This is a genomic window from Photobacterium arenosum (assembly GCF_014841115.1).
Classification (GTDB): Bacteria; Pseudomonadota; Gammaproteobacteria; order Enterobacterales; family Vibrionaceae; genus Photobacterium; species Photobacterium arenosum.
The window spans coordinates 194878-217929 of sequence record NZ_JACYTP010000008.1 but is presented as its reverse complement, the minus strand read 5'-3'; the positions used below and the strand labels follow the sequence as shown (position 1 = coordinate 217929).

The window sequence follows — 23052 nt, the reverse complement described above, 5'->3', positions numbered from 1 at the left end:
TGCTAGTATGAAGCATGAGAGTTACCTCTTATTGTCTTTGATTACGGATTCAGCACCTTTAATCAAAGTGGGTAACTCTCTTCATTTCAAATTGAAGTGTCAGATCTAGTCAGAACTAATACACCTTACACTCGTTGTCGAGCAACTATATAACTATTCACAACAGTTGCCTGCAGTTCCCTAAACCTCAGGTTCTCCAACTAGTTCGTTGCTTAAGATGAGATCGAACTTCATTTTGGAGCTCACTCTTTGGTACAACTTGCGTAACGACTTCCCATAGCTTGAAACGGGGCTTGCTCTTATTACCTTTGAGTGAGTCCCATTTTTCCAATAGTGTTAAGCACTCTTCCTTCCAAAGAAGTTGAGCTAGTCTTAGTGGATCTATACTTCTATTAGCTTTCTCCGCACGGTCATGAGTAATATGAATCCCGCCTCTGGATCCTTGAGTAACCACTTTAATCCCCCACCAGTCTGGAACAATTTTTTTTGCTTCTTCATAGTGGTTGTCTGAAACGACAAGGGTAACTTTGTCCATTACTGCGGAGTAATACTTCACCTGGGCAGGCAAACGCTCCAAAGTATCTTTGGCACTTTTTAACTCATAGCCATGGAGTATTCCATTAACCACTGCAATATCAACCCGACAAGCACCAAGACAGATGCCAAGCTCATCCAAAACTAAGGTATCCGCATCAGAGTGATGCCTCTTCAATAGCTTTTTGTGAACTGCATTACGTACATCTATATCATTCATTGCTGCTAGCCTGCCTAATCAAGTCCTGAGTGTTTAAGCGGTCGGCAATCATACACTCCATTTGCCTTCGATCAACATACTAGGAGCTTTTCGGCAAAAAATCGTCAGTAAGCTAGGTGGAATTCAATCAATCTCACAAAGAAATCATTATCCGCAATGGTTCTATTTACATGAATAAACATTGATTTACATTAATGCACCATTAAAACCTGTATATATGAACAGCACTCATTCATTATGGCAGTTCGAAAACTTTAGGATGGCGGTTGGATTTGCGATTGCTACCCCAATGGCCGTTCTGGAACACGTGTAAGAAAACGCTTTACAAGAAAGGGGAAGCCTCAGGGTTTGAACTGCATACCATGCGTGAAGTGGATGAGAAACCGTCGCTTGGTGTTGCGGCCGATCGCCAACCTGCTCGACCTTCTGATCATTTGGTATTCAATGTACGTGGTCAGCCTAAGTAATGACAAGGTGATCAACGACAAAATGAACAACATGGCTAGAACTATGGGCAACCCATTGGCAACCAGGTTTGCCAGTATAATCTATTCCAACTTCCGCCAACTACGAATGGCCGGTGACATCAATTTTGTTGCTTGATGCTGGCAAAAGGCTCGCCCTCTATCGCTACTCTCAATCCAGAACTTTCTCGATTCAAAGCAGTATTCAGTAAACTGAAAGAACTGGGTGATTGGGTTGACAAAACCAGTTGGAAGAATCATTGGCAGTATACAATCATTTCTACTACATTGGTGCAGCGTTACTTCATGATCTAAAAAACAGGGAAATAGAAGACCTCAGTTGTATCCTAATTCGTGTCAGAGCCATCCCCACTCCCCCACCCAGAGATTTAACATTCTCCCTCATGTTGAAAAGCCGCTATCCATGCTACATTGGCGGCCTGTTTGGGATTAATGGCAGCACTATTTTTCATGCTTACTGAATGGTTTACTTCTCACAATATTAATGTTGATCAACTGATAGATCTCGGCGAGGCGCTGGGGTTGATCGCCGGTATCTCTGTCGTGATTCATTTCATACTGCACCGCGGTGTGATTCTGTGGCTGAACCGGTTCACCGGGCACAGCGAGACGCTCTGGCATCAGGCTGTGTTTGGCAAAAAGCTCTTCAGCCGGTTTGCCCTGCTGATTCAGGGCATTGTGATTGCGGTGCAAACCCAGTTATGGCTGTCTGGCGACAGTGCCGTGTATGAGATTTTGCAAACCTTCACGTCGCTGTGGATTGTGCTGTACAGCTTGCTGACACTCTACGCGGTACTGGGCGTTATTGAAGTGCTGTTAGGCCGCACGCAGGCTGGCCGCAATATGCCGTTGCGAGGCATTTCGCAGAGTCTGAAAATCATCTTTTTTGTAGTTGCGGCCCTGCTGAGCACCTCTATTTTGATCGGCAAATCTCCGGTCATACTGCTCAGCGGTCTGGGTGCGATGACCGCGGTGATCATGCTGGTGTTTAAAGATCCCATCCTGGGGCTGGTTGCGGGCATCCAGTTATCCGCCAATAAAATGCTTAGTGTGGGGGACTGGCTGGAAATGCCGAAATACGGCGCCGACGGTGATGTGATTGATATCAGTCTGACCACAGTGAAAGTGCAGAACTGGGATAAAACCATTACAACGATTCCGACCTACGCGCTGATTTCTGATTCGTTTAAGAACTGGAAAGGCATGCAGCAGTCGGGGGGACGCCGTATTAAACGCAGCGTGCTGATTGACGCCACCAGCGTACATTTTCTGGCCGACAATGAGATCCGCTATCTGGAAAAAGCCCAGCTGCTCGAACCTTACATCAAGCATAAAGTGGCAGAGATCAATCAGTACAACGAACAAAAGCAGTCGGATTTAGGCTGCCGCATCAATGGCCGTCGCTTAACGAACCTTGGCAGCTTTCGTGCGTATCTGGAACGCTACCTTCGCCAGCACCCTAATATTCATCAACACATGACATTGATGGTGCGCCAGTTGCCGCCTTCTCATGAAGGGATATCACTGGAGATTTACTGCTTTACCAATACCACAGTCTGGGTGGAATACGAGCAGATCCAATCGGATATTTTTGATCACCTGTATGCCGTACTTCCCGAGTTCGGATTGCGCGTTTCACAAGCGCCAACTGGCAGTGATTTTCGCGAATGGCACTATGCCAGAAGCACAGCCACACCGCAGAATATGGCATCCGATACGCGATCCGCGCAGGTAGCTGAACCGATGAAGATGAATTAAAGACGTGCAAGTTAGTCAGGGCAGACTGAATCTGTCTGTCCTGACTGAATCTGGTCATGACACAAAAGTGTCTGTCCCTTTAAATTCCAAAAGTGTCTGTCCCGCTAACATCGCTTGGCCATTAGACAAAAGTGCCTGTCCCGTTAATTTCTGTCATCTGGGTACCAGAACGGCGTTGAATTATTCGGCCAGCTTCACTAAATTCTGATCAAAGAACTGCCAGTCAAATCACCTGTGATAGCCTGAACCGTCGAATCTTTGGAGAGTCATGATGGTTAAATTTTTATTTCTCGCACTTTCGTTTTTTATCGTATTTAACGTACATGCTGAGGCTGGTAACGCACATGCTGGTTACACGAAAATAGATGAAGTGGACGGCAAGATGGTCAGTTACTTTAATTTTCGTGCCGAAAGTATCACTGAAAATCAGGCCATTACCTCTTTTTATCCGCTCTCCATCCAAAGCTTTTCAAATGTCTCTCAACGAAGAAAAAGCCTTACTGTAATTGCAGAAAACCTTTCTCAGACAGCATCCAATGATTATTTGTTGCAGTTCAGCAATGACGAAATAGATGGTGATATCCTGTTTTTCTTAACCTATAGCTTAGGCATTCTGAGTACCCGGGAAGAATTAGTTCAGGGCGTGACACTCACATCCAATGATGCCTTTAGGGTAAAAGCAAAGCTGAATGAAACATTTCAGCAGGTGTCTAAAAAATTAACGGCGAGAAATTTTCTCTCGTCCCTGACACGGTCAAAATCTGGCAACCTGGCGGTCTATTTTGACTGGGAAGGCGATTGCAGCCAGATCGAACCAACAACGACAGCGACGATTCCGGTTAATGACGTAGATGTGAAAATGACCGTTTGGTGTGATGCAAAGTCCAATGCATTAACTGCCACGCCCAATTCACGTGAAGGACTACAGTCTGTCTTTGACATATTTTCGATGAACGAATGGGCCACCATACAACTGCCGCAAACTCAGCATGAGGTCAGATTCTGGGTGGCAGGATTTCAGCAAAGCTGGGCATCGGCGAATCAGAAAGACCTGTAACCTGAATCGGGACAGACGATATAGCCAGCCTGTCCCGATAATCTTACTGCCCCAGCCACCGCAAAAGTACCCACAAAAGTGCCTGTCCTGTTACATTCTCTGGCTCTTCAATCACCCGAGGGTTTGAGGCGTGGCGCTTTCAAATCACTCCAGACACCTGCGCCGCGTTTTGCCGGAACGGCCTGCAATGCTTTGTTGTCCTGTTGCTCCTGATACGTAAACAACTGGCACTTGGGTAAAGGTTGCGCCGTACACATCTGGCCGACTTTATCCCAGGTATCTGCAGCCTGAGGCCGCTGTTTACGAAAACTGGTGTAGTTCTGGCTGACAATCGGTGCTTTTGCTGTTTGCGAATCTCCCGAAAAGTAAAAAGACTGTGGATGTCTGTACCATTCGCCGGTCGCGGCGTCAGGCGACAGAGCTTTGTTGAACGCATAACCAAACAAGATAGGTTCTGGCCCTTGCAGGGTAAGTGCATAGGCCTGGATTGAGCCATTCAATAGTGTGCTTCGGTTCGCGCTATAAGGTAAGTGTTTGATAAAATCCCGTCGCGGCGGATGATTTTGCGGCGAGAACAGACAGCACTCCGGCATATCGGCTGGCCTGTCTTCCGGATAGGTCAGGAAATACGCCTTGTTTCCGAGAGACACAAACGAACAAGAATAATTGTTATTTTCTATCGGGAAAATGGGCAGGCAGTATTTGTGGTACTGCTCCATCATCGCCCCTTCGCCATCGCCGTCTGCTGGCCGGTATGTACTGTCGTAATAGGTCGTACCGTATGAAACCGTGTAATCCTGCTGACTCAGTGTGGCAGGGGGATTGGTATAAGGAGGCGGATTGTTTGCATAGTTCTGGAACACCCGAAACATGGTCCAGTCGCTGATCCAGTATTCCGGGTACTGAGGATCACTCGGATCACCCGCCTGACGCTGTGGCAGGCATTTAGACGCTGGCTGACAGCCAAAGTCATTATGCACACCCATAGTGAAATACACATCCGGGGCATCATCATTGTCGGCAGCATAAACGGCGCTACTCATGACGATGGCAGCCAAAGCGCCAGAACTCAAGACGCCAACAGTGAAAGCGCCGAAAATACGGCCACCTAGCAGCAAATCTTCTCTTTCGATACGAAATGAACTCATGGCTTCACTCCCTGAATCCGGCGAATTAATCCCAGCTGGTTTCGCTGCGGGTCGCTGAACATGGCAATAGATACCCTTTCATCCCCTAATGGCACAGTAACTTCCGGCATGATCACTTCACCGCCCATCATGCCAATTTTCTCTAAACTGAGGGCTATATCGTCCACCCGGATATAAAAGCCGGCGTAGGAATTAAACCCGGGCAGCTCACTGACTTTCGCAATACCGCCGCTCAGTGTCGCGTTCCGGCCGGTGCTGATGGTATAAAAAGGCGCTTCCGAAGAGCCCGTCAACTCAATCGTCCAGTCAAACAAGGGCTGATAAAAGCGCGCGACCAGCTCCGTAGGATGTGCGGTTACTATTTCATTGAAATCAAAAGGCGTTCCGGGAAGCGCAACCACTTGCCCGGCTCGGGTCACAGGCTCCATTACACCGAAGTGGTTTCCCTGCGGATCACACAGCACAGCCAGGCGGTACTGCCATTCTCCGAGAGAAGAAGCCATTGCGGGCATCACGATCTGAGCGCCAAGCGATACCGCTTTTGGCAAAAATGTATCTATCTCCTCAACCTGAATATAAAACAGTGTGTTCTGGGAAAACCCCGGCTCATCCGAGGTTTTTGTCAGCAGACCAACCGGCGCGCAGCCCGGTGTCGGAGAACGGATTGCGTACAATGTTCCCTGATCATCAATACGCTGAAACTGCCAGCCAAAGACCTCGCCATAAAAATGGCTGAGGTCAAAGGGTGCTGGCGTGACAATCTCGTGGAAAACAAACGGATTCGTCATACACCAGCCTCACACGTTGGTTGCGACATACTGAAATGGCGGTGCGGCAAACTCGCCATTGCCTAAGTCAATCGTGACCATTTTCTGTACGCTTAATCGCAGTTCATACATCAGCCCCATGGCATGATCCAGCTGCTGCGGCTCACCGTTGAAGGTGTGATGCAGTGAGTTCAGCAAAGAAGAGTAGGTGTAATTGGTTTGATCCGCGTAGCGCCGGGCCGTACTGCCCTCAGGGTAATCTTGCGCCTTAGCATTATGTTTAAGGTTATACACATCCTCCGGATTCAGCGGCACGGGTTCGCCGCTAAATGACCAGCCGACCGGTGAACTGGCGTCTTTGACCAGGCGCTTACCATAATAAATTTCGGCAAAACGGTAATAATGTGCCAGTTCGCCTTCTTCATCCGTCGGGGATTTACTGCTGCCCTCACCCTGTTCAACAATCAATTCCAGTGCGCGACAGGCTGTTTCCACATCCGTCACGGCCCACAATTCATCCGAAGGAAACCACTTGGTGTCGGCCAGCTGGCGGCTGGGATCGCCAGTAAAAATGCTGTTTCCCAATTGTACGATCTTGTCGATGATCGCCTGATAAAACTCACCAATCGTGGCGTAATTGGCATCCGCCTGAAGCAAACTGCTAACAGGTATATCAATGGGATTTTCCGGCTCTTCGATGGCCATGAACACGGTTTTCACCTGTTCTTTCGTCAAAGGTGCCAGGGTGGCAATTAGCCCTCTGTCTTCGCCCACTCCCATTGGCAACGGACCAGGAAAGGTCGGAACAAAATCGGGCTTGTTGATTTGCGGCGCACCGCCAATTGCATTGAGCACATTACAGGCGATACTCATGTGCAGCATTTCTTCGATCACAACACTGCGAACTATGTTGCTGGCTTCGACATTCTGCGCCTGTTTCAGCGAAAACATCCCGGTCAGATACACCGGCACAGTGGCGTGTTCAAGCTCGATCGCGCTTTGCAGATACTCACGCAATTCGCTCACTTCGGAAATGTCGTGGATTTTATCAATGATTTGTCTTTTGAGTTTCAACATGTTCGTACCCGCCCTTAATCTTGTTGAGTGAGGTTGCGGCGATACTGCTCCGCGGCCAGTTCTTTTGAACCTTTGACATCTTGTGATGATTCCGCTTCCAGGCTGGCTTTTGCCAGTGGCGAGCTGATTTCACAAGAGGCACAGGGCTCAATAGGTAAAGGCGCGTCGTTCTGCCCTCTTCGCAGCAGATAATTACCGTTGGCATCCTGCTCGCACAGCCACTTGAGCACCATTTGTCGCTTAGGCTCGGAAAGATCACGGGTGACAGGCATATAATTCGGATCGCTCTGCTCGCGGGAGAAAGCCAGTTCCAGCAGATTGCGGAATCTCACCATGGAATCGTAACTGCTGAGATTAACCAGCATACGGCCCATGATCGGGTACAGGTTGTTGTACTGACTCATAATGGGCTTGATGTCATCCCAGGTGGGTTTATCGGGCACGGTAAATTTGTCAAAGACCAGATTGGCAATGAAATCAAACATCTGCTGGATATAACCCGGATCACTGACCGGTGTGTAACTGAGTAAGTACACCTGGCCGTCGATATACTCTCTGGGATTACCCGGCGCTGAAACCTTGTAACCGTAATGCGCCTTGCCGTGTGCGTCGGTGGCAACTGTCTGGCCGAGAGCAATGGCAGACGCCGGGATGTTGATGACAGGAATAGGCACATCTGCCGGTTGCGGGCCGCCGCCGCCCATACCTTTTGCCGGTGGCTGCAGCGTCACGGCAATCTTTTCTCCGGCAGCAGGGATGCCATAGCGGGACGCATAGAGATCGACCGACACAGGCACAGCCGGATTTAAGCGATGGACAACCTGATCGGCCCGCACCAGCAGCCCTTCTGCCGTTTCCCGGATCAGCACGCCGTTGTTGTTCGTGCTCAGCAAGGCCAGCGGCTGGCACTGTATTTTCTGAAGCAGGGTCGGGTCAAGATCAGTCACATTGAACAAGGCCCCTTCAGTATTGAGCCAGTCCGGTGTCAGATAAGGGATCGCACCGCCAATCGGAATAAACTGATTGCCAGAGATTAGCTGTGTGTCCCCTTCTTTGATGTTCTCAAAAGGCGGTTCTAATACCACCAGCTGCATCTTGCCAAGATCAACAAAGGCGCCATCAGTACCCGACAGCGGCAACGCATTACTGAAGTCAACGCACAGGTTGCGGTTGGTGGCATCCACCTGGGCATTAAAGAAATTAATATTCTGCGTCGTGCTCTCGCCGTTGGCTGGCGCAAAACGACGCCCGAGCACAAAGGTATCCGGCTCATAATCTAATGCCGGGCCAATCACCCCGCTGACGCGACCAATGGTAAAGTCCGGATTCTTATGATCCATGTTGTAGCTGTACAGCATCATGCGAACAGACAATTTTCCAACCTGCTCTGTCATTGCTTTCAGCTGCTGAAGAAAGGGGGAATGGCTGCTATCAACCCAGCTCAGATCCTCCAGTACCGATTGATAAATCGCCGTGGCGGCCTGATCGCCGGCACCGCCGCCCTGCTGCCTGCCGAATAAAATGTCACGGAATGGCGCAGGTAAAAAACGTCCTGCCACGAAATCAGGCGTCTTTCCGTCCGTCAGCCGCATGGTCAGCCCCCAGATTTCAGAGACCATCTGCATCTGGGGATCCAGATCCACCATTTTGGCACTGACCAGATCATTGGAACCGCCCAGCAGCATACCGATGACAGGATCTTTCGCCGGGTCACTGGTGGTTGTACCGTTCTGATAGCCGACCTGCGTTACTCTGCAGTCGATCAAACGAAACGCACCGGAACCACAGGGATTCCACCAGCCATTGGTCGCACCCGGGCCGTACTCCTGATACTCAGGTACGAACTTGTCGACATCGAAATGACGCACATCATTATTGACGGTCGATACGTCCGACTGAAACCGGCCGGAAAACACCATCCGCAAGTTATTTAAGTAGCTCATATTGCCTCGCTATTGAAAGTGCTGTTGCAACAGACCACAGACTTGCTGCATGGGTAGACAATCCGGCTTATTCAACCGGTCTAACATCTGCTTATTATTGGTAATGAATATCGGTCCATCTTCTGGCCGCTCGGCCAGACGCCCGTGACTGCCTTTCACCAGAGAAGGATCCAGAGGAATGACGTCCATGAGCATGCGCTGCCCGAGTTTTTTCTGTAGCAATCGGGCGGCGATTTTCAGTTTGACGAAACGAATCGTAGGGTCGACAAACAGTTCTACCGGGTCGTAGCCGGGTTTGCGGTGGATATCCACAGTACGGGCAAAGTCAGGGGCTTTGCTGTCATCCAGCCAGTAGTAATAATTAAACCAGCAGCCCGGCTCAGCGATCAGCACCAGCTCTCCCGAGCGGGAATGAGCAATGCCAAATGCTTGCTGATCCTGGCCGTCAAGCACCCGCTCAATGCCAGGTTGTGCCTGCAGCAGAGATTTCACCGCAGAAATATCAGCCGGATCTTTGACATACACGTGCGCAACCTGATGATCTGCAACGGCAAAAGCGCGGCTGCTGCCACAATCGAGCAGTTCCCAGCCCAGTGACTCTCGGACACGCAATAAACCGGCTTCGCGTAACAGGCGATTGACCGGCACCGACTGACTGACCTGAGTAATGCCGTATTCAGAAACCACCATGACATCGGCACCCTGCTCACGGGCAAACTCAAGCAAACGTCCGGCTTCGTGATCGATCATTGCCAGATCTTTGGCAATTTCCGGTGAGTCCGGCCCTAAACGCTGCAGGTTGTAGTCGAGATGCGGCAAATACACCAATTGGAGGTGCGGACGGTTCAGTGTGAATTCGAGCATGGCGCAATCGACTATCCAGCGGCTGGATCGGATATCGGCCGTCGGCCCCCAGAAATTGAAAAAAGGAAACGTGCCGACTCTGGCTTCGATTTCCTGATGAAGCTGCGCCGGTTCTGAATACAGGCCCAGGATTTTGCGGCCATCGGCAGGGTAATGCGGACGCGGCGTGATCGCATGGTCGACATCCGCATACATGTTGTACCACCAGAACAATTGTGAGCATTTCAGTCCGGGATTGTCCCGTTTAAGTTTGTGCCAGATTTTCTCGCCCTGAACCAGTTGATTGGGTTGCAGCCAGAATTTCACTTCTGCCAGTTCGCGAAAATACCAGCCGTTGCCTACAATGCCGTGCTCACCGGGCGACAGTCCTGTCAGCATGGTGGCCTGCGCCGTTGCCGTCACCGCGGGAAACACCCCTTGCATGGGTAACATGATGCCGTCATTAACCAGCGCATTCAGCTGAGGCGTGTGCTCACCGAGCAAAGCAGGTGTGAGCCCGACAATATTGATCACGATTAAGGGCTTAGTCATGATGTAACAACCCTCTGTCGGCCAACTGCTGTTCCAGCCAGTGCAATTCGCCGGTTATACCGTCAATCAGGGCATCATCATCCTGAGGCTGCAGGGCTGCGGGCAACACATCCCAGGTGTAGGTTTCGACTTCCAGACAGGGCTTCACGACGTCCGGATAGTCAGCAAGGAACTGAAAAACACCATTGAGTGTGCCGTGCAAGGGCTTGATCGCCGGGTGTATACAGGATGAAAAGCTGAGCGGTATATGAAAATGCACCCGCCAGCTCGTTGTATCGTTAAGTCCGGTGCGCGCCATATACATTGACGCTAATGCCTCAGACAAATCCGGCACAGCGATAATTTTTCCGTCCGGCCGACAGGCTTTTACCTGATGCAGATAGCGCGCTTCGGCAAATTCAACCAGCAACTCGTGCACATCTGACACGGGATCCTGCAAACTTTGCATATCCACTTCAAACGCATTGGAAATCTGGATTTTTCCTATGGTGATACCGGCTTCAGTGATACGGCGTAAGGCATCATAGCTATCTTCATACATCACGCCCTGATGACACACATCGAAACACACGCCCAGATGCGCCGGATATCCGCCATTGGCGGCCGTCAGCGCCGAGAAAAACGCGATCAGCTGGGATGTAGTTTCCAGCACACAATCGGGCTCCATCTCCAGACATACCATTATGTGCTTGCCCTCCAGCTCTTTCAGCACAGCCAGTTCGGCATTGAGCCGTAACAGCTGTTCAATACTCCTTTGCTGCTTTTCCTCACTCCATCGGTGCCGGTAGCCTAAAGGTAAGGTCGAAATCGTTCCCTGCGCAACTGACTCAGGCAGGCAGCTTGCCAGAACCACGCCCAGCTGACAGGTGTAGTTCAGCCGATCCGGTTCACTCCAGTCTGGCAGATACACCGCCTCTTTCACCTTGGTCTGATGAAAGTTTCCATAGGGAAATCCGTTCAGGCTGGTCAGTACAACACCGTGTCGCTGAAGGGTTTCTCTGAACGCTTTTAACGATTCAGGCAACTGTAACGTACTGGCAGCGGCGGCACTGAGCCAAAGGCCGCTTGCCATCTCTGACAAAGCGCGCCTGGCCATCACACGGGAAAAATACCGGGCCAGATTCTCTTCCACATCGGCCAGTTGCTCGCCTGGATGGAGATTGCTGCAGTAAGTCAATTCACTCCGTCGCCACATATGCACACCACTCCTTGTGATTTGATTTCTGGGACTGTAATCAGCTTTCGACTATGGGTGTTTGCCCGCGCAGCGCCGAGTTGGATTCCCATAACCTGGTCTGATCAACGCTGATGGGGACACTGACGTCTTCTTTGCTGATACGTCCGCTTTGAGCAAAGAAATCTATCGGGTTATCAAACAGCACTTTGGTGATATCCGCATCGCTGTACCCCGCCTGCCGCATCGCTGCGCCTGTTTTCGGCACTTTGAGCGGATCACTGCATCCCCAGTCTGCGGCACTGTTCACCACCATTTTTTCCAGTCCGTACTCTTTCAGCAGCGCTACCATACGGTGTTCAGACATCTTGGTATTGGGGTAGATAGAGTGGCCGCGCCAGCAGTCGGTTTCCATCACCAGAGGCAGCGTCTGTTCATTCAGGTGATCGATAATGACCATGTGTTCAGGAATACCCACTTCACGGATCAAGGCAATGGTGCGTTTCGTACCGCCTATTTTGTCTCTGTGCGGGGTGTGAACCAGTACCGGCAGTTCAAACTCCATCGCGAGCTGCATTTGTTCTGCCATAAACAGCTCTTCTTCAGGCGTAATATCGTCGTAGCCGATCTCACCAACGGCAACCACACCGTCTTTTGCCAGAAAGCGTGGCAGTACCGCCATGACTTCATTCGCCAGTCCCAGATCGTTGGCTTCTTTGGGGTTAAGCCCCATGGTGCAGTAATGATGGATACCAAACTGGCTGGCCCTGAATCTTTCCCAGCCTAACAAGGTGTCAAAATAATCAATGAAACTGCCCACAGAAGTCCGTGGCTGTCCCTGCCAGAAAGCCGGCTCAATAACGCCGACAATACCGGCGGCGTACATACGCTGATAATCGTCCGTGGTGCGTGACACCATATGAATATGCGGATCAAAATATGTCATGATTGAAGTACCCGGTTAGTGAAGAAAACGATTGAGAATGGCCAAAGCGAGACGAAGTCAGAAGATGGTCAATCAGTTGTTGAACCTCGCTGGTAAGCGACGATGAATGCCTTGCTGAAAGCCTTTGCCAGAACGGATCCGGGCAATCCTGCGCACCATTATTGGCCAGTGCCAGCAAGGTGTAGTATTGATGAGCGTCAGATTCTGAAAAGACAAAACCCATATAGGTATCTTTGCCACTGTCGGACAAATACCGAAAGCGCATCCCCAGCCAGACAGACTCGGGGACTTCGCGTTCAGCCAGGAGTCGTTCCTGCACCAGATCCGCACAAAGTTGTGTCAGTTCAGCCGACTGGCGCAGTGGCAGCCCTCTGACTGATTCAATATTCAAATCAAGAAACAGCGCCTTGAGCACTAATTGATGAAACGCCCGCTCGTTGAAATACTTCACCGGGTAGGCGTTGTTAAGCGCCAGTGCCGCGAACAGATTCACATCATTGGTACGGGCTGTTTCGTGCGCAATCCGGTTCAGTTCGTGATGGCTGGACAGCCAGTCCAGTGCCCTGACAACAACAATCTTCTCGTTTTCGTCAAACTGGCGATAGGCAGAGAACAGCACATCACTCCAGTTCGCCGCAGGCACTATGGTTCTCAATGTCAGTAACAAAAGCAGACGCCCGGCCTGATCAACCTGCCAATCTGTACCTTCCGGCTGATAAGGCAGCGCCTGCTCTCCCAGCTTTCGCCGCGCCATGGCACTGGTGAGCAGTAAAGCAGATACCGCGTCCTCCACGGATTGGGTGCCGAGAATTTTATCTCTGGCGACCTGCAGCCAGATTCGGGCTTCAGGGGTCAGCGCTACCGCCAGCTCACTTTGCAGCGCATCGGGTGAAAAGGGACTGAGCGGAGTATCGAAACGTCGTGAATGCATGACTTGGTCTCACACGATCAGGTTGCCTGTATCCACTTCTGTAAACCAGGCATGATGAAAAACACCGCCACGCACAACAGGCTGGGCAGAATCAAATTCATACTGGCAAGCATTAAGCCATCCAGCAGCGGTACAGCAGCAAGCAGCCCGCCGATAAAGCCCCGCACATTTTTGTGCGGAGTGAACAGGCATCGCTGCATGGTATAAAGCAAATACAGACTCAGGCAGCAGGCATAGAGCCAGAAATAGGGAAAGGTATAACCAAGAAAACTGACCAGAATAACAGGCAGGAAAAGCAAGCCGACAGACCAGAACTGAGACACTTTGTTGGTGTGTTCTTCACGGGCGACATAGGTGATTCCGCTGATATAGAGACACAGCGCCAATGCCGCGAGAAACAACTCAGGGGTGATATCTGCCAGCATTAAGGCGGCAACCAGATAAACGCCCAAACGGCATCCGCCCATCAGCACCGCGCTGTGTCTGAACTGCTTATGTACCCGGTTATACAGCAGTATTAAAGCCGCCAGTAAACCAACCGCAACCCAGCCATATGCAGCCTGTTCGGGAACGGCACGCTGATACAAACTGCCTGCCAGGCCCATTCCCAGCACCAGCATCCCCAACCCATTGAGCCAGACTGCAGTTGCAGATACCTTACCCTGAGTAATTGGCCTGGCGTTGTTATTATGCCTGTCCCAATTGGCATCAAAGGCATCATTGAGAAACATACCGGCCAGGTACATCAGCGAGAGTGATAACAGGCAACCGGCCCAGAGTATGATCTGCAGGCTCACACTGCCCGGTAACCATTCTTCTTCGCTTCCCACAACCTCATGGCTCAGGCTGGCCTGCGCGATCAACGCGGCAGCAAACACATTGCTCCAGACACTGGGCAGATTGGATGCGCGACCGAGTGTCAGCCAGGTATGCAGCCGCATCATCCCACCTCCGACCAAGTGAGCGATTCACTTTGCGCGGCGATGTCAGCCTGATGATCACGCTTCAGGGCCAGCAACGCGATAAACAACCGGTCTGCATCGATGTCGTGCACTTCAACACCCACCCCGACGGACGACAAAAGCGTGACACATAACTGGCCGCCGAGATGCTGTCGGAAATCTTCCAGCCCCTGAAACACCACAGGCTGACCCTGCTTATCACACTGATCCAGTGCCGGATGCCACAAGGAAAAACCGAGCCCTGTCAGCAGCTGAATCAGCCTTTTCTGGTCACTCTGGCTCAACAGACCGATCTCTGTCGCATAATAAGCATCCAGTGCCATCCCTATCGCAACGGCTTCGCCGTGACGACATTCATAGTGGCTCATGGCTTCCAGTTTATGTGCCGCCCAGTGGCCGTAATCCAGCGGGCGGGCGTTTCCTGTTTCAAAGGGATCACCGGCAAGCGTAATCTGGTTAATGTGCAGCTCGGCACACCGCGCGATGGCAAATTGGGTGGCCTGATCGTCAAAGGTATTCAGCGAATGCGCGTTGTTTTCCAACCAGTCGAAAAATTCAGTACTGCGAATGGCGGCCACTTTCACCGCTTCCGCCAAACCAGCACGACGATCACGGTATGACAAAGTATTGAGCAGCGAAAAGTCGTTAAGAACAGCGAACGGTGGACAAAACGTACCAATCAGGTTCTTTGCCCCATAACCGTTCACGCCATTTTTCACCCCGACACCCGCGTCATTCTGGGCCAGCACTGTGCTTGGCATCCGCAATAATTTAATGCCGCGGTGAAACGTAGCGCTCACATAACCCACAGTGTCGAGCACTGCGCCACCACCCACCGCAATAACCACATTGTGTCTGTCAATCTGGTGCCTCAGCAGGTACTGATATAGCTTGTCTGTTTGCGATGCCTGTTTTATCACTTCCCCGCCTTTCACTACCAATGGTTGCCCTTTTAAATGTATGTATTGATGATGTTGCTGAAAATAAGCCTGCGCCCGTTCCAGCCAGTCAGGACTTTCATTCACCACGCCCTCATCAACAATCAAAACACAGCCTTGAGCCGCCTCTTCCCGGCGGGCTCTGAGCAAGAGCGTCAATAAATCAGAGTTGCTGAGGGAAAAGACATCGTGAGTAAAACAGACGGGATATTGATAGTGAACGGTGAAGCGAGCTTTGATTGTCTGGATTTCTGTTGCTAACGGCTGAATGTCCGATGCCGATGCACTGGCTGTAAAAGTCGCACGTTGCCAAAGTCTCTGCAGCAGCCAGCCAACAACCGGAATCAGCACACTGCCGGCTACCACTAACAGGAAAGGATCGCTCTTATCACTATAAAGGCTGACATACGCATAAGCTCCCGCCAACCAGCTATTGGCCAGCGACGTTAATACAAGGAATTTGACAAAGGGGTACTGAACCATACCAGCCGCAATCACTGAGGTCTCCGCAAGTACGGGCACCCCCCGCATCATGATGAGCGCACCGCCCCCTATTTTGTCCGCTAGTTGCCGTGCCTTTTGGCGTTCTTTAACAGATAACCAGCGCATACCAATCCATTTTTCAGAGCAGTCGCCGAGCCAGTACCCAATACAGCAACCCAGGGTCAGCCCCAACCAGACAGAGGCCGCACCAGGTAACGGACCTAAAACGGCCACAGCAAACATTGCCACAACGCTCGAAGGAACAGGCAAAATAATGTCAAATGCCAGTATGACGACAACAAAGAGAAAGAGCAGAAAAAGCCGGGAACCATGATAACCGGACAGCTCAGAGATGGATGATGACACCCATCGCATTGCATCCTGTTCAAATAACAAAAAGCTGACGATGATCAGGGCCATTACACTTGCACAGTAAAGCAGCAAGCCAGTGCCTGTTCGTTGAAATGTATCCATATGTCCCAACCTTGCTCAACTAAAAGTGGGTGACTCACCGACCGGGTACTTCGCACTCGCTTACTGACTTGTCCCTGTCAACAGTAAGCAAAAAGTCACTCTGGTCACTCAGCGCTGAGTCAATAATCACACCACATAGTTTCCATGAAGGAATAATTGTTGTTTGAGTTGAATATAGCCCTACCAGAATAAGGGCTAATGGAAGAACACGGTATACACTCAACCAAAGGCTTAGATTGCGAGCTGATTAGGAAAATAAATGTAAAGAACAATAAAGTCAGTTACATGAAAACATACGAGCAAATAAACTCAATAACGATTGAAAACCAATCATTTAAATTAAATTTTTAATACAAAGGATCTGGATTATTACTCACCCGAAGATCTCAGGTTACCTATCATTCGTATCGCCACCATAGTTACTCCCTGTCAACTGGGTGAAAAAGCATATTGAATTCAAGTTCAGATTCGCTCATACACTGGAAGCCAAGACGTTCATATAAACGCCGGGCTGGGCTGCCTTTCAATACACTCAGGGCTACAGACTCATTGTTGTCCGTCGCTTTAGTTATCAGCTCGGTGATAAGTGCCCTGCCTATTTTATGATTCTGATACTCGGGAAGGATTTGAATCTGAACCAGATACCACTGGTTCAGATCTGCCTGATAAAATGCTTTAAACAAGCCAACACGCTTATCGGCTATTTCCACAATTTGCGCGTCATCGAAATGATAGAGAATTCGGTTTTTATAGGCATCTTTGTCTGTCAGAGCACCAGCCTTTTGCAAATGATGTCGCATTGTCTGATCACGCAATTCCAACAAAAAGTCCATATCTGCCCATGTCGCTTTTCTTAGTCGAATCGGGTAGGCATCCATGCTTACTTCATCCTGTTTCATCTTCATTTTGATAATAAACAGCATAGTATCAAACACTTAAATTCAATCCAGAACATACGCATACCACTCATTCGAAAAAACCGAACAAGACGGAAGAAAAAACTCACTTTAACGTGATGAAAATCACAATTAGTATAACTGTATGCTTTAAAACATCCTTATTCATCTGAATCAATTGTCGGGAGTCACACTATGAAAACCTTTATTGCAGCACTGTTCACAATCACCATCGCATTTTCCGCTTCAGCATTCGCCGATTTAAAAGAGTCACTCACGGTACAAGTTACGCCTCTAAAAGGCGGAGCATGGGTGTTCGTAGAAAAAGAGGGCGTACCGCAGGCCAATGTTGATGTCTCTGTGCCCAACCAGAAATCCTATTACAAAACCAAAGAAGACGGACGTGTGTTTGTTTACAGCCACAGAGAAGCGGCCCACACGTTAACCATCAACATTTCTGAACAAGGTGGCGAGACATTTACGGTTCAACGTCTGATTCCATCAAGCCGATAATTCAAATGCAACCACTGCTTTATGCTGGTACAGGCGCGTTTATCCGCGCCTTTTTTATACCTGTGCCCTGCCATTTCGCTCCTTTCTGCAGTGAGAGTTAATCTCTACCCAATTTTTTTTGTACTTGCCTGACAACAATGTCAGGCCGTTTCCTTTTTCGTTTATTTGTGGACCGACCTCTTAGTTTAATATTCAACATGGTGCACTATTATTTCCTGCTGGTATAACAGGCGGCTTACCTTAACACTGATAAATCAAATGGTTGGCCATATGAAACACCTTCATTCCGGATGTCAGCGTTCAGCGCTGGCGCTGCTTATCTCAGCAACGTTATACACAAACACAGCCTCAGCTGCTCCGGCCTGCGAGATAGATGCCTTGTCATCTTCCCCTTCGTCTATCAGGGCGATTGAACAGGCCGATCTCGAATGCAGAATTGCCTGGTTCTCTGCGCCTTCTGATACATTGAACACGCTGTTCAGCGAGAACAACATCCATCAGATACAACAACAGTTAATGCTGCATGTCAGCAACTACCAGGGAGAAGCCCAGCAAGCCAGTGTCATAGAAAATCTCGGTGAATTTATCCGTGCCGCGTATTACGTGCGTTATCCGCATAAAGGGCAGTACGGCGATTTTTCTGATGCATTAGATGTATCTCTGGCGAATGCTATTAATACTTTTCTCACCTCGCCCTACGCCAGCCAAAGTGGCAGAGAACAGGTCGCGGCGTTGAGAAGCATGACAACCATGGTCGACAACATCCGTCAGTTACCTCTGACCATGGCCAACCAACTGCAGCTCCTGAATCATTTCACCGCTGAAAAAGCACAGGATCTACAATTTGTTGACACACTCAACAACCTGTTCCGTGCCATGAGCGGGCACATCAGCATTGACAGTTTCTATGATGATCTGGCACAGCATCCTGAGTACCTGGAACAACTGCACCAGTTTATTCTGGACAGCGAATGGGCCCTGGGCACTGAGGCGGATTTCATTGTGACCAATGCCGCACGTGAAATGGGCCGTCTGCTGGTAACACCTCACGAATCAACCCGGACTCAGGTGCTCGCCATTCTGGAATCGCTGCTTCAGCGTTATCCGCTGGGCGGCAAGAGCGACAAAATGTGGGTAGGCATTGCAGAAATGATCAATTACTTTGCCCCCGATAAGGCAGAAGCACTCGGGCTGAAAGATGCAAAGAATCAGCTTGCAGCCAGAGTCATGCCACTGCGCCATCACTGTGACGGACCGGCCATTATACGGGCACAGGCAATGACGCAGGAACAGGCTGCAGAGGCCTGCAATATCCTTGCTGATAAAGAAGCCGATTTCCATCAGGTCGTAAACAGCGGTTATCAACCAGTGGCCGGTGATTATAACGACAGTGTTGAGGTGATCGTTTTCAACACCAATGCCGATTATGTCAGCTACTCTAACTTCCTGTTTGGCAATACCACCAATAATGGCGGGCAATACCTGGAAGGCAATCCGGCCAACCCTGACAATCAGGCCCGTTTTGTGGCCTACCGTAATGAATATGCGCAAGGTTACAGCATTCTCAATCTCGAACATGAATATGTGCATTATCTCGATGGCCGCTTCAATCTTTACGGTGATTTCAATGATGTGCTAAGCCCGGGGCACACAGTGTGGTGGCTGGAAGGTTTTGCCGAGTACATGCATTACAAACAGGGTTATGACGCTGCCGTTGAACTGGCTCGCAAACAAACCTATTCCCTATCTGACATACTGAGCACCACCTACGACCACGACCTGGACCGCATCTATCGCTGGGGTTATCTGGCCGTACGTTTCCTGATGGAAAACCATCCGAATGAGGTCGATACTTTACTCTCTTTCGCTCGTCAGGGTGATTACACGCAATGGACCGAAACTGCAAAGACGCTGGGCACACGCTATACGGGCGAGTTCAATAACTGGTTACTGACAGTGACCACTGACGGGGAGCAGCCTGGAGAACCGGAACCAAGCCCGGATGAGGCGAAATCATTGGCATTAAACAGCGCTGTCACGCTTTCCGGCGCTGCATACAGCGAGCAACTTTTCTATGTTGATGTCCCCGCCAACACCCGCAACCTTGCCCTCACGATCACAGGTGATGGCGATGCGGATCTGTACGCAAGTTATGAGCGCACCGCCCATTACTACGACCATGATTTCACAGCCTTTACGGCTGACAGTAATGAAACTCTGATTATTACCCCCGACGCCAATGGCAATATCAAGCCTGGCCGTTATTATCTGAGCATTGCTGGACGTGAAGCTTTCAATCAGATCACACTGAAAGCTACAGCAGACAGTGTCGAGCCTGGCGAACATGGTGAGCATACAGGTTCCCAGCCAACGGATGATCTGACACCTGTCGTATTGGAAGCCAACACGCCTCAGACCCTGAGCATGTCAGCGCAGCGTTATCTGGCGTTTTATGTTCCTGAAGCGGGACAAACCCTGAGGGTCTGGGTGACACCCACCGAGCAAGATCAGAAAAGTAATGTCAGTCTCTATGCCGCCAGTGCACACTGGCCGACAGCAGAAAAATACGAAACCGCTTCGGCCTATCCAGGTAATCAGGCGTTCATAGAAATCACGGCAGAAAAAGCCGGGTACATGCATTTGCTGCTGACCAATGAAGGAGACACCGCCAATGTTGAGGTGTACGCAGCCACTCTCTAACCTGACAGGCGGAATCTGATATTCGAAATTGAAACACATTTTATAACTCAGACAGCACTCAAACAGCGCAGTAGGGACACTGCGCTGTTTTTTTTATCTACCCTTTAATCACTCTCTCAAACGCAACCCCCTTTCATGCATCACCCTTAAACCGGTAATAGCTTTTTCCTGCATAGGCTTTTTCCATATTTGTTCACGAATAGCTGCTACTGCTCCATACTTAAACCAAAACGACGCGCAGGAGAGATGAATGAGCAATACGTTTAAAGAGGTTGAACAGCCTTGCGACTGTAAGGACAGTTGCGGGGCGATCGAACGCATTCTGACGGCAAAAGACAAAGACTTAGGAGGTTTTTCCGTGCGCCGGCTGCTGCCGACAGCACAACAGAAAATGGTTGGTCCGTGGATTTTTTTCGACCATATGGGCCCGGCGCATTTTCCGGCAGGTGAAGGTATTAACGTGCGTCCCCATCCGCATATCGGCATAGCGACCGTCACCTATTTGTTTGAGGGCGAAATTCTGCATCGTGATTCGCTGGGTAGCCTGCAGCCCATCAAACCTGGTGACATCAATCTGATGGTCGCAGGCAAAGGGATTGTGCACTCTGAACGTGAACGTTATGAGGTCACTGCCGTTGATCATATTCTGCATGGCCTGCAGCTCTGGTTAGCACTCCCTCTGGCCGATGAAGAATGTGAACCGGCTTTTTATCACTACCCGGATGACACTATTCCATCCCTTAGTATCGACGGTGTACCTGTCAGAGTATTGATGGGAACCGCATTTGGCGTTACATCACCTGTTCAAACATTCGCAGAAACGCTGTACGTAGAAGCGGATCTCCAGCCGGGGCAGCGTTTCACCCTGCCGATGGCCGAAGAACGCGCCATTTACATTGCCAAAGGCCATGTCACAGCAAAAGACAGCGACTTACCGGAACACAGCATGGCCATAGTGTCGCAACAGGAAGGGATAACCATTGAAGCAAAGGAACCATCCCGCATCGCCATTATCGGTGGTGAGAATATAGGCACGCGTTATATTGAGTGGAACTTTGTGTCCAGCCGTAAAGCGCGCATTGAACAAGCCAAAGCGGACTGGCGGAACCAGGACTTTCCACTGGTACCCGGAGACGAGACAGAATTCATTCCTTTACCAGACTGACGATAACGAGTGACGAGAGTAATGAGCTAACAGACGCTTGCTGATGATAACGTAAGCGTCTGCTTTACTTGTATATACTGGCATTCTGCGCATTAACTCTGGCTGACAGAATGGCTACCTGCTCTGTACCTGCTTCTTCTTCACCAGCAAGCTGTATTGCTTCGGGGTAATTTTAGCGATGTGGCTGAACTCTCGGGTCATATGCGCCTGATCGGAAAACCCTTGCTCTGCGGCCAGATCCGCCAGCGGGATGTCAGGAGAGAGCTGTATCAGCTCCAGCGACTGTTTAACCCGAAGAATTCGCTGATAGTATTTCGGCGTCATGCCCATCCATTTCTGGAAGTGCCTTTCTATCTGTCGAGTACTGACCGGAATGGGATGATGCCGGCTGTGAGGCTGTACGGCTTTCACTATTTCAGTAATGGTATGACGGGCAGAATCATCAGGATCCAGATGGCGTTTCATCCAGCGATATAGTGTAGCAATACGCGCCTGATGGCAGCGGCAATGACGAAGCTGCTGTTGCAATGGTTCAAGAAAGTATAAATGTTCCGGTTCATCGGCAATGGTAACCGGATGGTCAAAACGCTTGCCCAGCACACTGTAGCCCATGCCCGGATGGAAACGAATTCCAGCCAGGACGGTACCGGGAGGCAGGGTCACATACTGGGCTTCTTTGCTGTTGGGCATGATCATCACACCTTCCGGGTGGCAGTGATTGCCAAAGCAGACATCGCCACCCAGATTGAACATGATGCCGCTTCCGGCATCACTGAACAGCAGTTTTTTCTCTTCAACCACCCGATCAGGTGACACGGAAAGTGACCATATTCCCTGAACATGGTCTTTCAACACACCTTGTGGTTTAAAGATCCTGAAATCCATTTAACAGTGACTACCCTATGCTGCGGTAAAACTCCCTACTTTGGGTTTAAAGGTTTTTACCACTCGATTCCAGCTATTAATTGCATTAATGGCTAACGTAAGATCAACCATAGCCTGTTCGCCAAAGGTGTCCAACACCTGCTGATACATTAGATCGTCCACAGATTTACACGCGCTGAGATGTTCTGCAAATTCCAAAGCGACTTTTTCCTGCCCGGTATAAAACGGCATGTCGCGCCAGGCGTTCAATCCCCAGATACGTTCCGGTTGCTCGCCCAGTTTGAGGGCATCTTTACTGTGCATATCAATACAGAATGCACATTGGTTTATCTGGGATACACGCAGTTTCACCAGCTCCCAAATGGTCATCGACATAGTTTGAGATTCACTAAACTGCTGATGGAAATAGTTTTCCTGCTGTACCAGAATCTCTATCGCTTGCGGTGCAATACTGAAGTAATTTACGCGTTTCGTCATGTAATATCTCCTTGGTCTGAAACATGAAGATACTCACCGGAGCGTGAGATTTATTGAATATTTCCGACATGACGGAATGTATTGCCCGGCTTTAATTATGTGACATCAAAATAAGCCGGCATGA

General features: G+C 49.9%; 21 protein-coding genes. 7 read left to right on the top strand and 14 right to left on the bottom strand.

All coding sequences use genetic code 11. From position 1 onward, the window contains the following. Window positions 1–187: 187 nt before the first annotated feature. Entirely contained in the window at window positions 188–754 is a 567-nt protein-coding gene (locus IFO68_RS13915; protein WP_192016454.1) for a sce7726 family protein, read from the bottom strand. Between the two features lie 278 nt (window positions 755–1032). On the opposite strand from IFO68_RS13915, the gene IFO68_RS13910 reads away from it, so the two are divergent. The 4 genes from IFO68_RS13910 to IFO68_RS13900 all read left to right on the top strand — a co-directional run bounded on the left by IFO68_RS13910 (window position 1033) and on the right by IFO68_RS13900 (window position 4054). Further along, a complete protein-coding gene (locus tag IFO68_RS13910) occupies window positions 1033–1221 on the top strand; it encodes a hypothetical protein (RefSeq protein ID WP_192016453.1) in 189 nt (62 codons plus the stop codon). After that, complete coding sequence (locus tag IFO68_RS22160; RefSeq protein WP_419555445.1) at window positions 1130–1357, top strand: phage integrase; 228 nt, start codon at window positions 1130–1132, stop codon at window positions 1355–1357. Before IFO68_RS13910 ends, IFO68_RS22160 begins: the two co-directional genes overlap by 92 nt. A 332-nt stretch (window positions 1358–1689) precedes the next feature. Further along, window positions 1690–2997 carry a mechanosensitive ion channel family protein gene (locus IFO68_RS13905; protein WP_192016468.1) on the top strand — a complete coding sequence of 436 codons (1308 nt, stop codon included), beginning with the start codon at window positions 1690–1692 and terminating at the stop codon, window positions 2995–2997. A gap of 268 nt (window positions 2998–3265) precedes the next feature. Beyond that, window positions 3266–4054 (top strand): hypothetical protein, encoded by a 789-nt coding sequence (locus tag IFO68_RS13900; RefSeq protein WP_192016452.1) that lies wholly within the window; start codon window positions 3266–3268, stop codon window positions 4052–4054. A 107-nt stretch (window positions 4055–4161) separates the two neighbouring features. Here IFO68_RS13900 and IFO68_RS13895 read toward each other — a convergent pair whose 3' ends face one another. The 11 genes from IFO68_RS13895 to IFO68_RS13845 form a co-directional block, all read right to left on the bottom strand. Continuing rightward, a complete protein-coding gene (locus IFO68_RS13895) occupies window positions 4162–5202 on the bottom strand; it encodes a hypothetical protein (RefSeq protein WP_192016451.1) in 1041 nt (346 codons plus the stop codon). Next, on the bottom strand, window positions 5199–5990 hold the full coding sequence (locus IFO68_RS13890) for a VOC family protein (RefSeq protein ID WP_192016450.1): 792 nt from the start codon (window positions 5988–5990) through the stop codon (window positions 5199–5201). The genes IFO68_RS13895 and IFO68_RS13890 overlap by 4 nt, the downstream gene beginning before the upstream one ends. A 9-nt stretch (window positions 5991–5999) precedes the next feature. After that, window positions 6000–7046 carry a ferritin-like domain-containing protein gene (locus IFO68_RS13885; protein WP_192016449.1) on the bottom strand — a complete coding sequence of 349 codons (1047 nt, stop codon included), beginning with the start codon at window positions 7044–7046 and terminating at the stop codon, window positions 6000–6002. Window positions 7047–7060: 14 nt separating this feature from the next. Next, window positions 7061–8989 (bottom strand): hypothetical protein, encoded by a 1929-nt coding sequence (locus IFO68_RS13880; protein WP_192016448.1) that lies wholly within the window; start codon window positions 8987–8989, stop codon window positions 7061–7063. Window positions 8990–8998: 9 nt separating this feature from the next. Beyond that, window positions 8999–10384, bottom strand: a complete 1386-nt coding sequence (locus IFO68_RS13875) for an alkaline phosphatase family protein (protein WP_192016447.1) — start codon at window positions 10382–10384, stop codon at window positions 8999–9001. Beyond that, on the bottom strand, window positions 10377–11579 hold the full coding sequence (gene eboE / locus IFO68_RS13870) for a metabolite traffic protein EboE (RefSeq protein ID WP_192016446.1): 1203 nt from the start codon (window positions 11577–11579) through the stop codon (window positions 10377–10379). Before eboE ends, IFO68_RS13875 begins: the two co-directional genes overlap by 8 nt. Window positions 11580–11619: 40 nt before the next feature. Continuing rightward, window positions 11620–12504, bottom strand: a complete 885-nt coding sequence (locus IFO68_RS13865; protein ID WP_225445231.1) for a TatD family hydrolase — start codon at window positions 12502–12504, stop codon at window positions 11620–11622. Then, window positions 12491–13435 carry an EboA domain-containing protein gene (locus IFO68_RS13860; protein WP_192016445.1) on the bottom strand — a complete coding sequence of 315 codons (945 nt, stop codon included), beginning with the start codon at window positions 13433–13435 and terminating at the stop codon, window positions 12491–12493. Before IFO68_RS13860 ends, IFO68_RS13865 begins: the two co-directional genes overlap by 14 nt. A gap of 17 nt (window positions 13436–13452) precedes the next feature. Next, window positions 13453–14379, bottom strand: coding sequence for a UbiA family prenyltransferase (locus IFO68_RS13855; protein WP_192016444.1), 927 nt, complete (start codon window positions 14377–14379; stop codon window positions 13453–13455). After that, on the bottom strand, window positions 14376–16292 hold the full coding sequence (locus tag IFO68_RS13850) for a 3-dehydroquinate synthase (RefSeq protein ID WP_192016443.1): 1917 nt from the start codon (window positions 16290–16292) through the stop codon (window positions 14376–14378). Before IFO68_RS13850 ends, IFO68_RS13855 begins: the two co-directional genes overlap by 4 nt. Window positions 16293–16711: 419 nt before the next feature. Then, complete coding sequence (locus IFO68_RS13845) at window positions 16712–17227, bottom strand: GNAT family N-acetyltransferase (protein ID WP_311567478.1); 516 nt, start codon at window positions 17225–17227, stop codon at window positions 16712–16714. 156 nt (window positions 17228–17383) lie between these two features. Between IFO68_RS13845 and IFO68_RS13840 the strand changes: the two genes are divergently transcribed. The 3 genes from IFO68_RS13840 (at window position 17384) to IFO68_RS13830 (ending at window position 21566) form a co-directional block, all read left to right on the top strand. Then, window positions 17384–17701, top strand: coding sequence for a hypothetical protein (locus tag IFO68_RS13840; protein ID WP_192016442.1), 318 nt, complete (start codon window positions 17384–17386; stop codon window positions 17699–17701). A gap of 270 nt (window positions 17702–17971) precedes the next feature. Further along, window positions 17972–20401, top strand: coding sequence for a M9 family metallopeptidase (locus IFO68_RS13835; protein WP_192016441.1), 2430 nt, complete (start codon window positions 17972–17974; stop codon window positions 20399–20401). A gap of 250 nt (window positions 20402–20651) precedes the next feature. Continuing rightward, entirely contained in the window at window positions 20652–21566 is a 915-nt protein-coding gene (locus IFO68_RS13830; protein WP_192016440.1) for a pirin family protein, read from the top strand. A 114-nt stretch (window positions 21567–21680) separates the two neighbouring features. Here the strand turns inward: IFO68_RS13830 and IFO68_RS13825 are convergent, their stop codons facing one another. Together IFO68_RS13825 and IFO68_RS13820 are read right to left on the bottom strand one after the other, a co-directional pair. Further along, a complete protein-coding gene (locus IFO68_RS13825) occupies window positions 21681–22451 on the bottom strand; it encodes a helix-turn-helix domain-containing protein (protein WP_192016439.1) in 771 nt (256 codons plus the stop codon). Window positions 22452–22466: 15 nt separating this feature from the next. Beyond that, window positions 22467–22928, bottom strand: a complete 462-nt coding sequence (locus IFO68_RS13820) for a carboxymuconolactone decarboxylase family protein (protein WP_192016438.1) — start codon at window positions 22926–22928, stop codon at window positions 22467–22469. Between the last annotated feature and the right edge of the window lie 124 nt (window positions 22929–23052).

What these genes read in the sequence shown, in the direction of transcription:
- IFO68_RS13890 (WP_192016450.1), bottom strand. Translation starts at nt 5,990, where the DNA reads ATGACGAATCCGTTTGTTTTCCACGAGATTGTCACGCCAGCACCCTTT.
- IFO68_RS13880 (WP_192016448.1), bottom strand. Translation starts at nt 8,989, where the DNA reads ATGAGCTACTTAAATAACTTGCGGATGGTGTTTTCCGGCCGGTTTCAG.
- IFO68_RS13840 (WP_192016442.1), top strand. Translation starts at nt 17,384, where the DNA reads ATGAAAACCTTTATTGCAGCACTGTTCACAATCACCATCGCATTTTCC.
- IFO68_RS13885 (WP_192016449.1), bottom strand. Translation starts at nt 7,046, where the DNA reads ATGTTGAAACTCAAAAGACAAATCATTGATAAAATCCACGACATTTCC.
- IFO68_RS13860 (WP_192016445.1), bottom strand. Translation starts at nt 13,435, where the DNA reads ATGCATTCACGACGTTTCGATACTCCGCTCAGTCCCTTTTCACCCGAT.
- IFO68_RS13850 (WP_192016443.1), bottom strand. Translation starts at nt 16,292, where the DNA reads ATGGATACATTTCAACGAACAGGCACTGGCTTGCTGCTTTACTGTGCA.
- IFO68_RS13855 (WP_192016444.1), bottom strand. Translation starts at nt 14,379, where the DNA reads ATGATGCGGCTGCATACCTGGCTGACACTCGGTCGCGCATCCAATCTG.
- IFO68_RS13835 (WP_192016441.1), top strand. Translation starts at nt 17,972, where the DNA reads ATGAAACACCTTCATTCCGGATGTCAGCGTTCAGCGCTGGCGCTGCTT.
- IFO68_RS13865 (WP_225445231.1), bottom strand. Translation starts at nt 12,504, where the DNA reads ATGACATATTTTGATCCGCATATTCATATGGTGTCACGCACCACGGAC.
- IFO68_RS13820 (WP_192016438.1), bottom strand. Translation starts at nt 22,928, where the DNA reads ATGACGAAACGCGTAAATTACTTCAGTATTGCACCGCAAGCGATAGAG.
- IFO68_RS13830 (WP_192016440.1), top strand. Translation starts at nt 20,652, where the DNA reads ATGAGCAATACGTTTAAAGAGGTTGAACAGCCTTGCGACTGTAAGGAC.
- eboE (WP_192016446.1), bottom strand. Translation starts at nt 11,579, where the DNA reads ATGTGGCGACGGAGTGAATTGACTTACTGCAGCAATCTCCATCCAGGC.
- IFO68_RS13905 (WP_192016468.1), top strand. Translation starts at nt 1,690, where the DNA reads ATGCTTACTGAATGGTTTACTTCTCACAATATTAATGTTGATCAACTG.
- IFO68_RS13825 (WP_192016439.1), bottom strand. Translation starts at nt 22,451, where the DNA reads ATGGATTTCAGGATCTTTAAACCACAAGGTGTGTTGAAAGACCATGTT.
- IFO68_RS13915 (WP_192016454.1), bottom strand. Translation starts at nt 754, where the DNA reads ATGAATGATATAGATGTACGTAATGCAGTTCACAAAAAGCTATTGAAG.
- IFO68_RS13875 (WP_192016447.1), bottom strand. Translation starts at nt 10,384, where the DNA reads ATGACTAAGCCCTTAATCGTGATCAATATTGTCGGGCTCACACCTGCT.
- IFO68_RS22160 (WP_419555445.1), top strand. Translation starts at nt 1,130, where the DNA reads ATGAGAAACCGTCGCTTGGTGTTGCGGCCGATCGCCAACCTGCTCGAC.
- IFO68_RS13900 (WP_192016452.1), top strand. Translation starts at nt 3,266, where the DNA reads ATGATGGTTAAATTTTTATTTCTCGCACTTTCGTTTTTTATCGTATTT.
- IFO68_RS13895 (WP_192016451.1), bottom strand. Translation starts at nt 5,202, where the DNA reads ATGAGTTCATTTCGTATCGAAAGAGAAGATTTGCTGCTAGGTGGCCGT.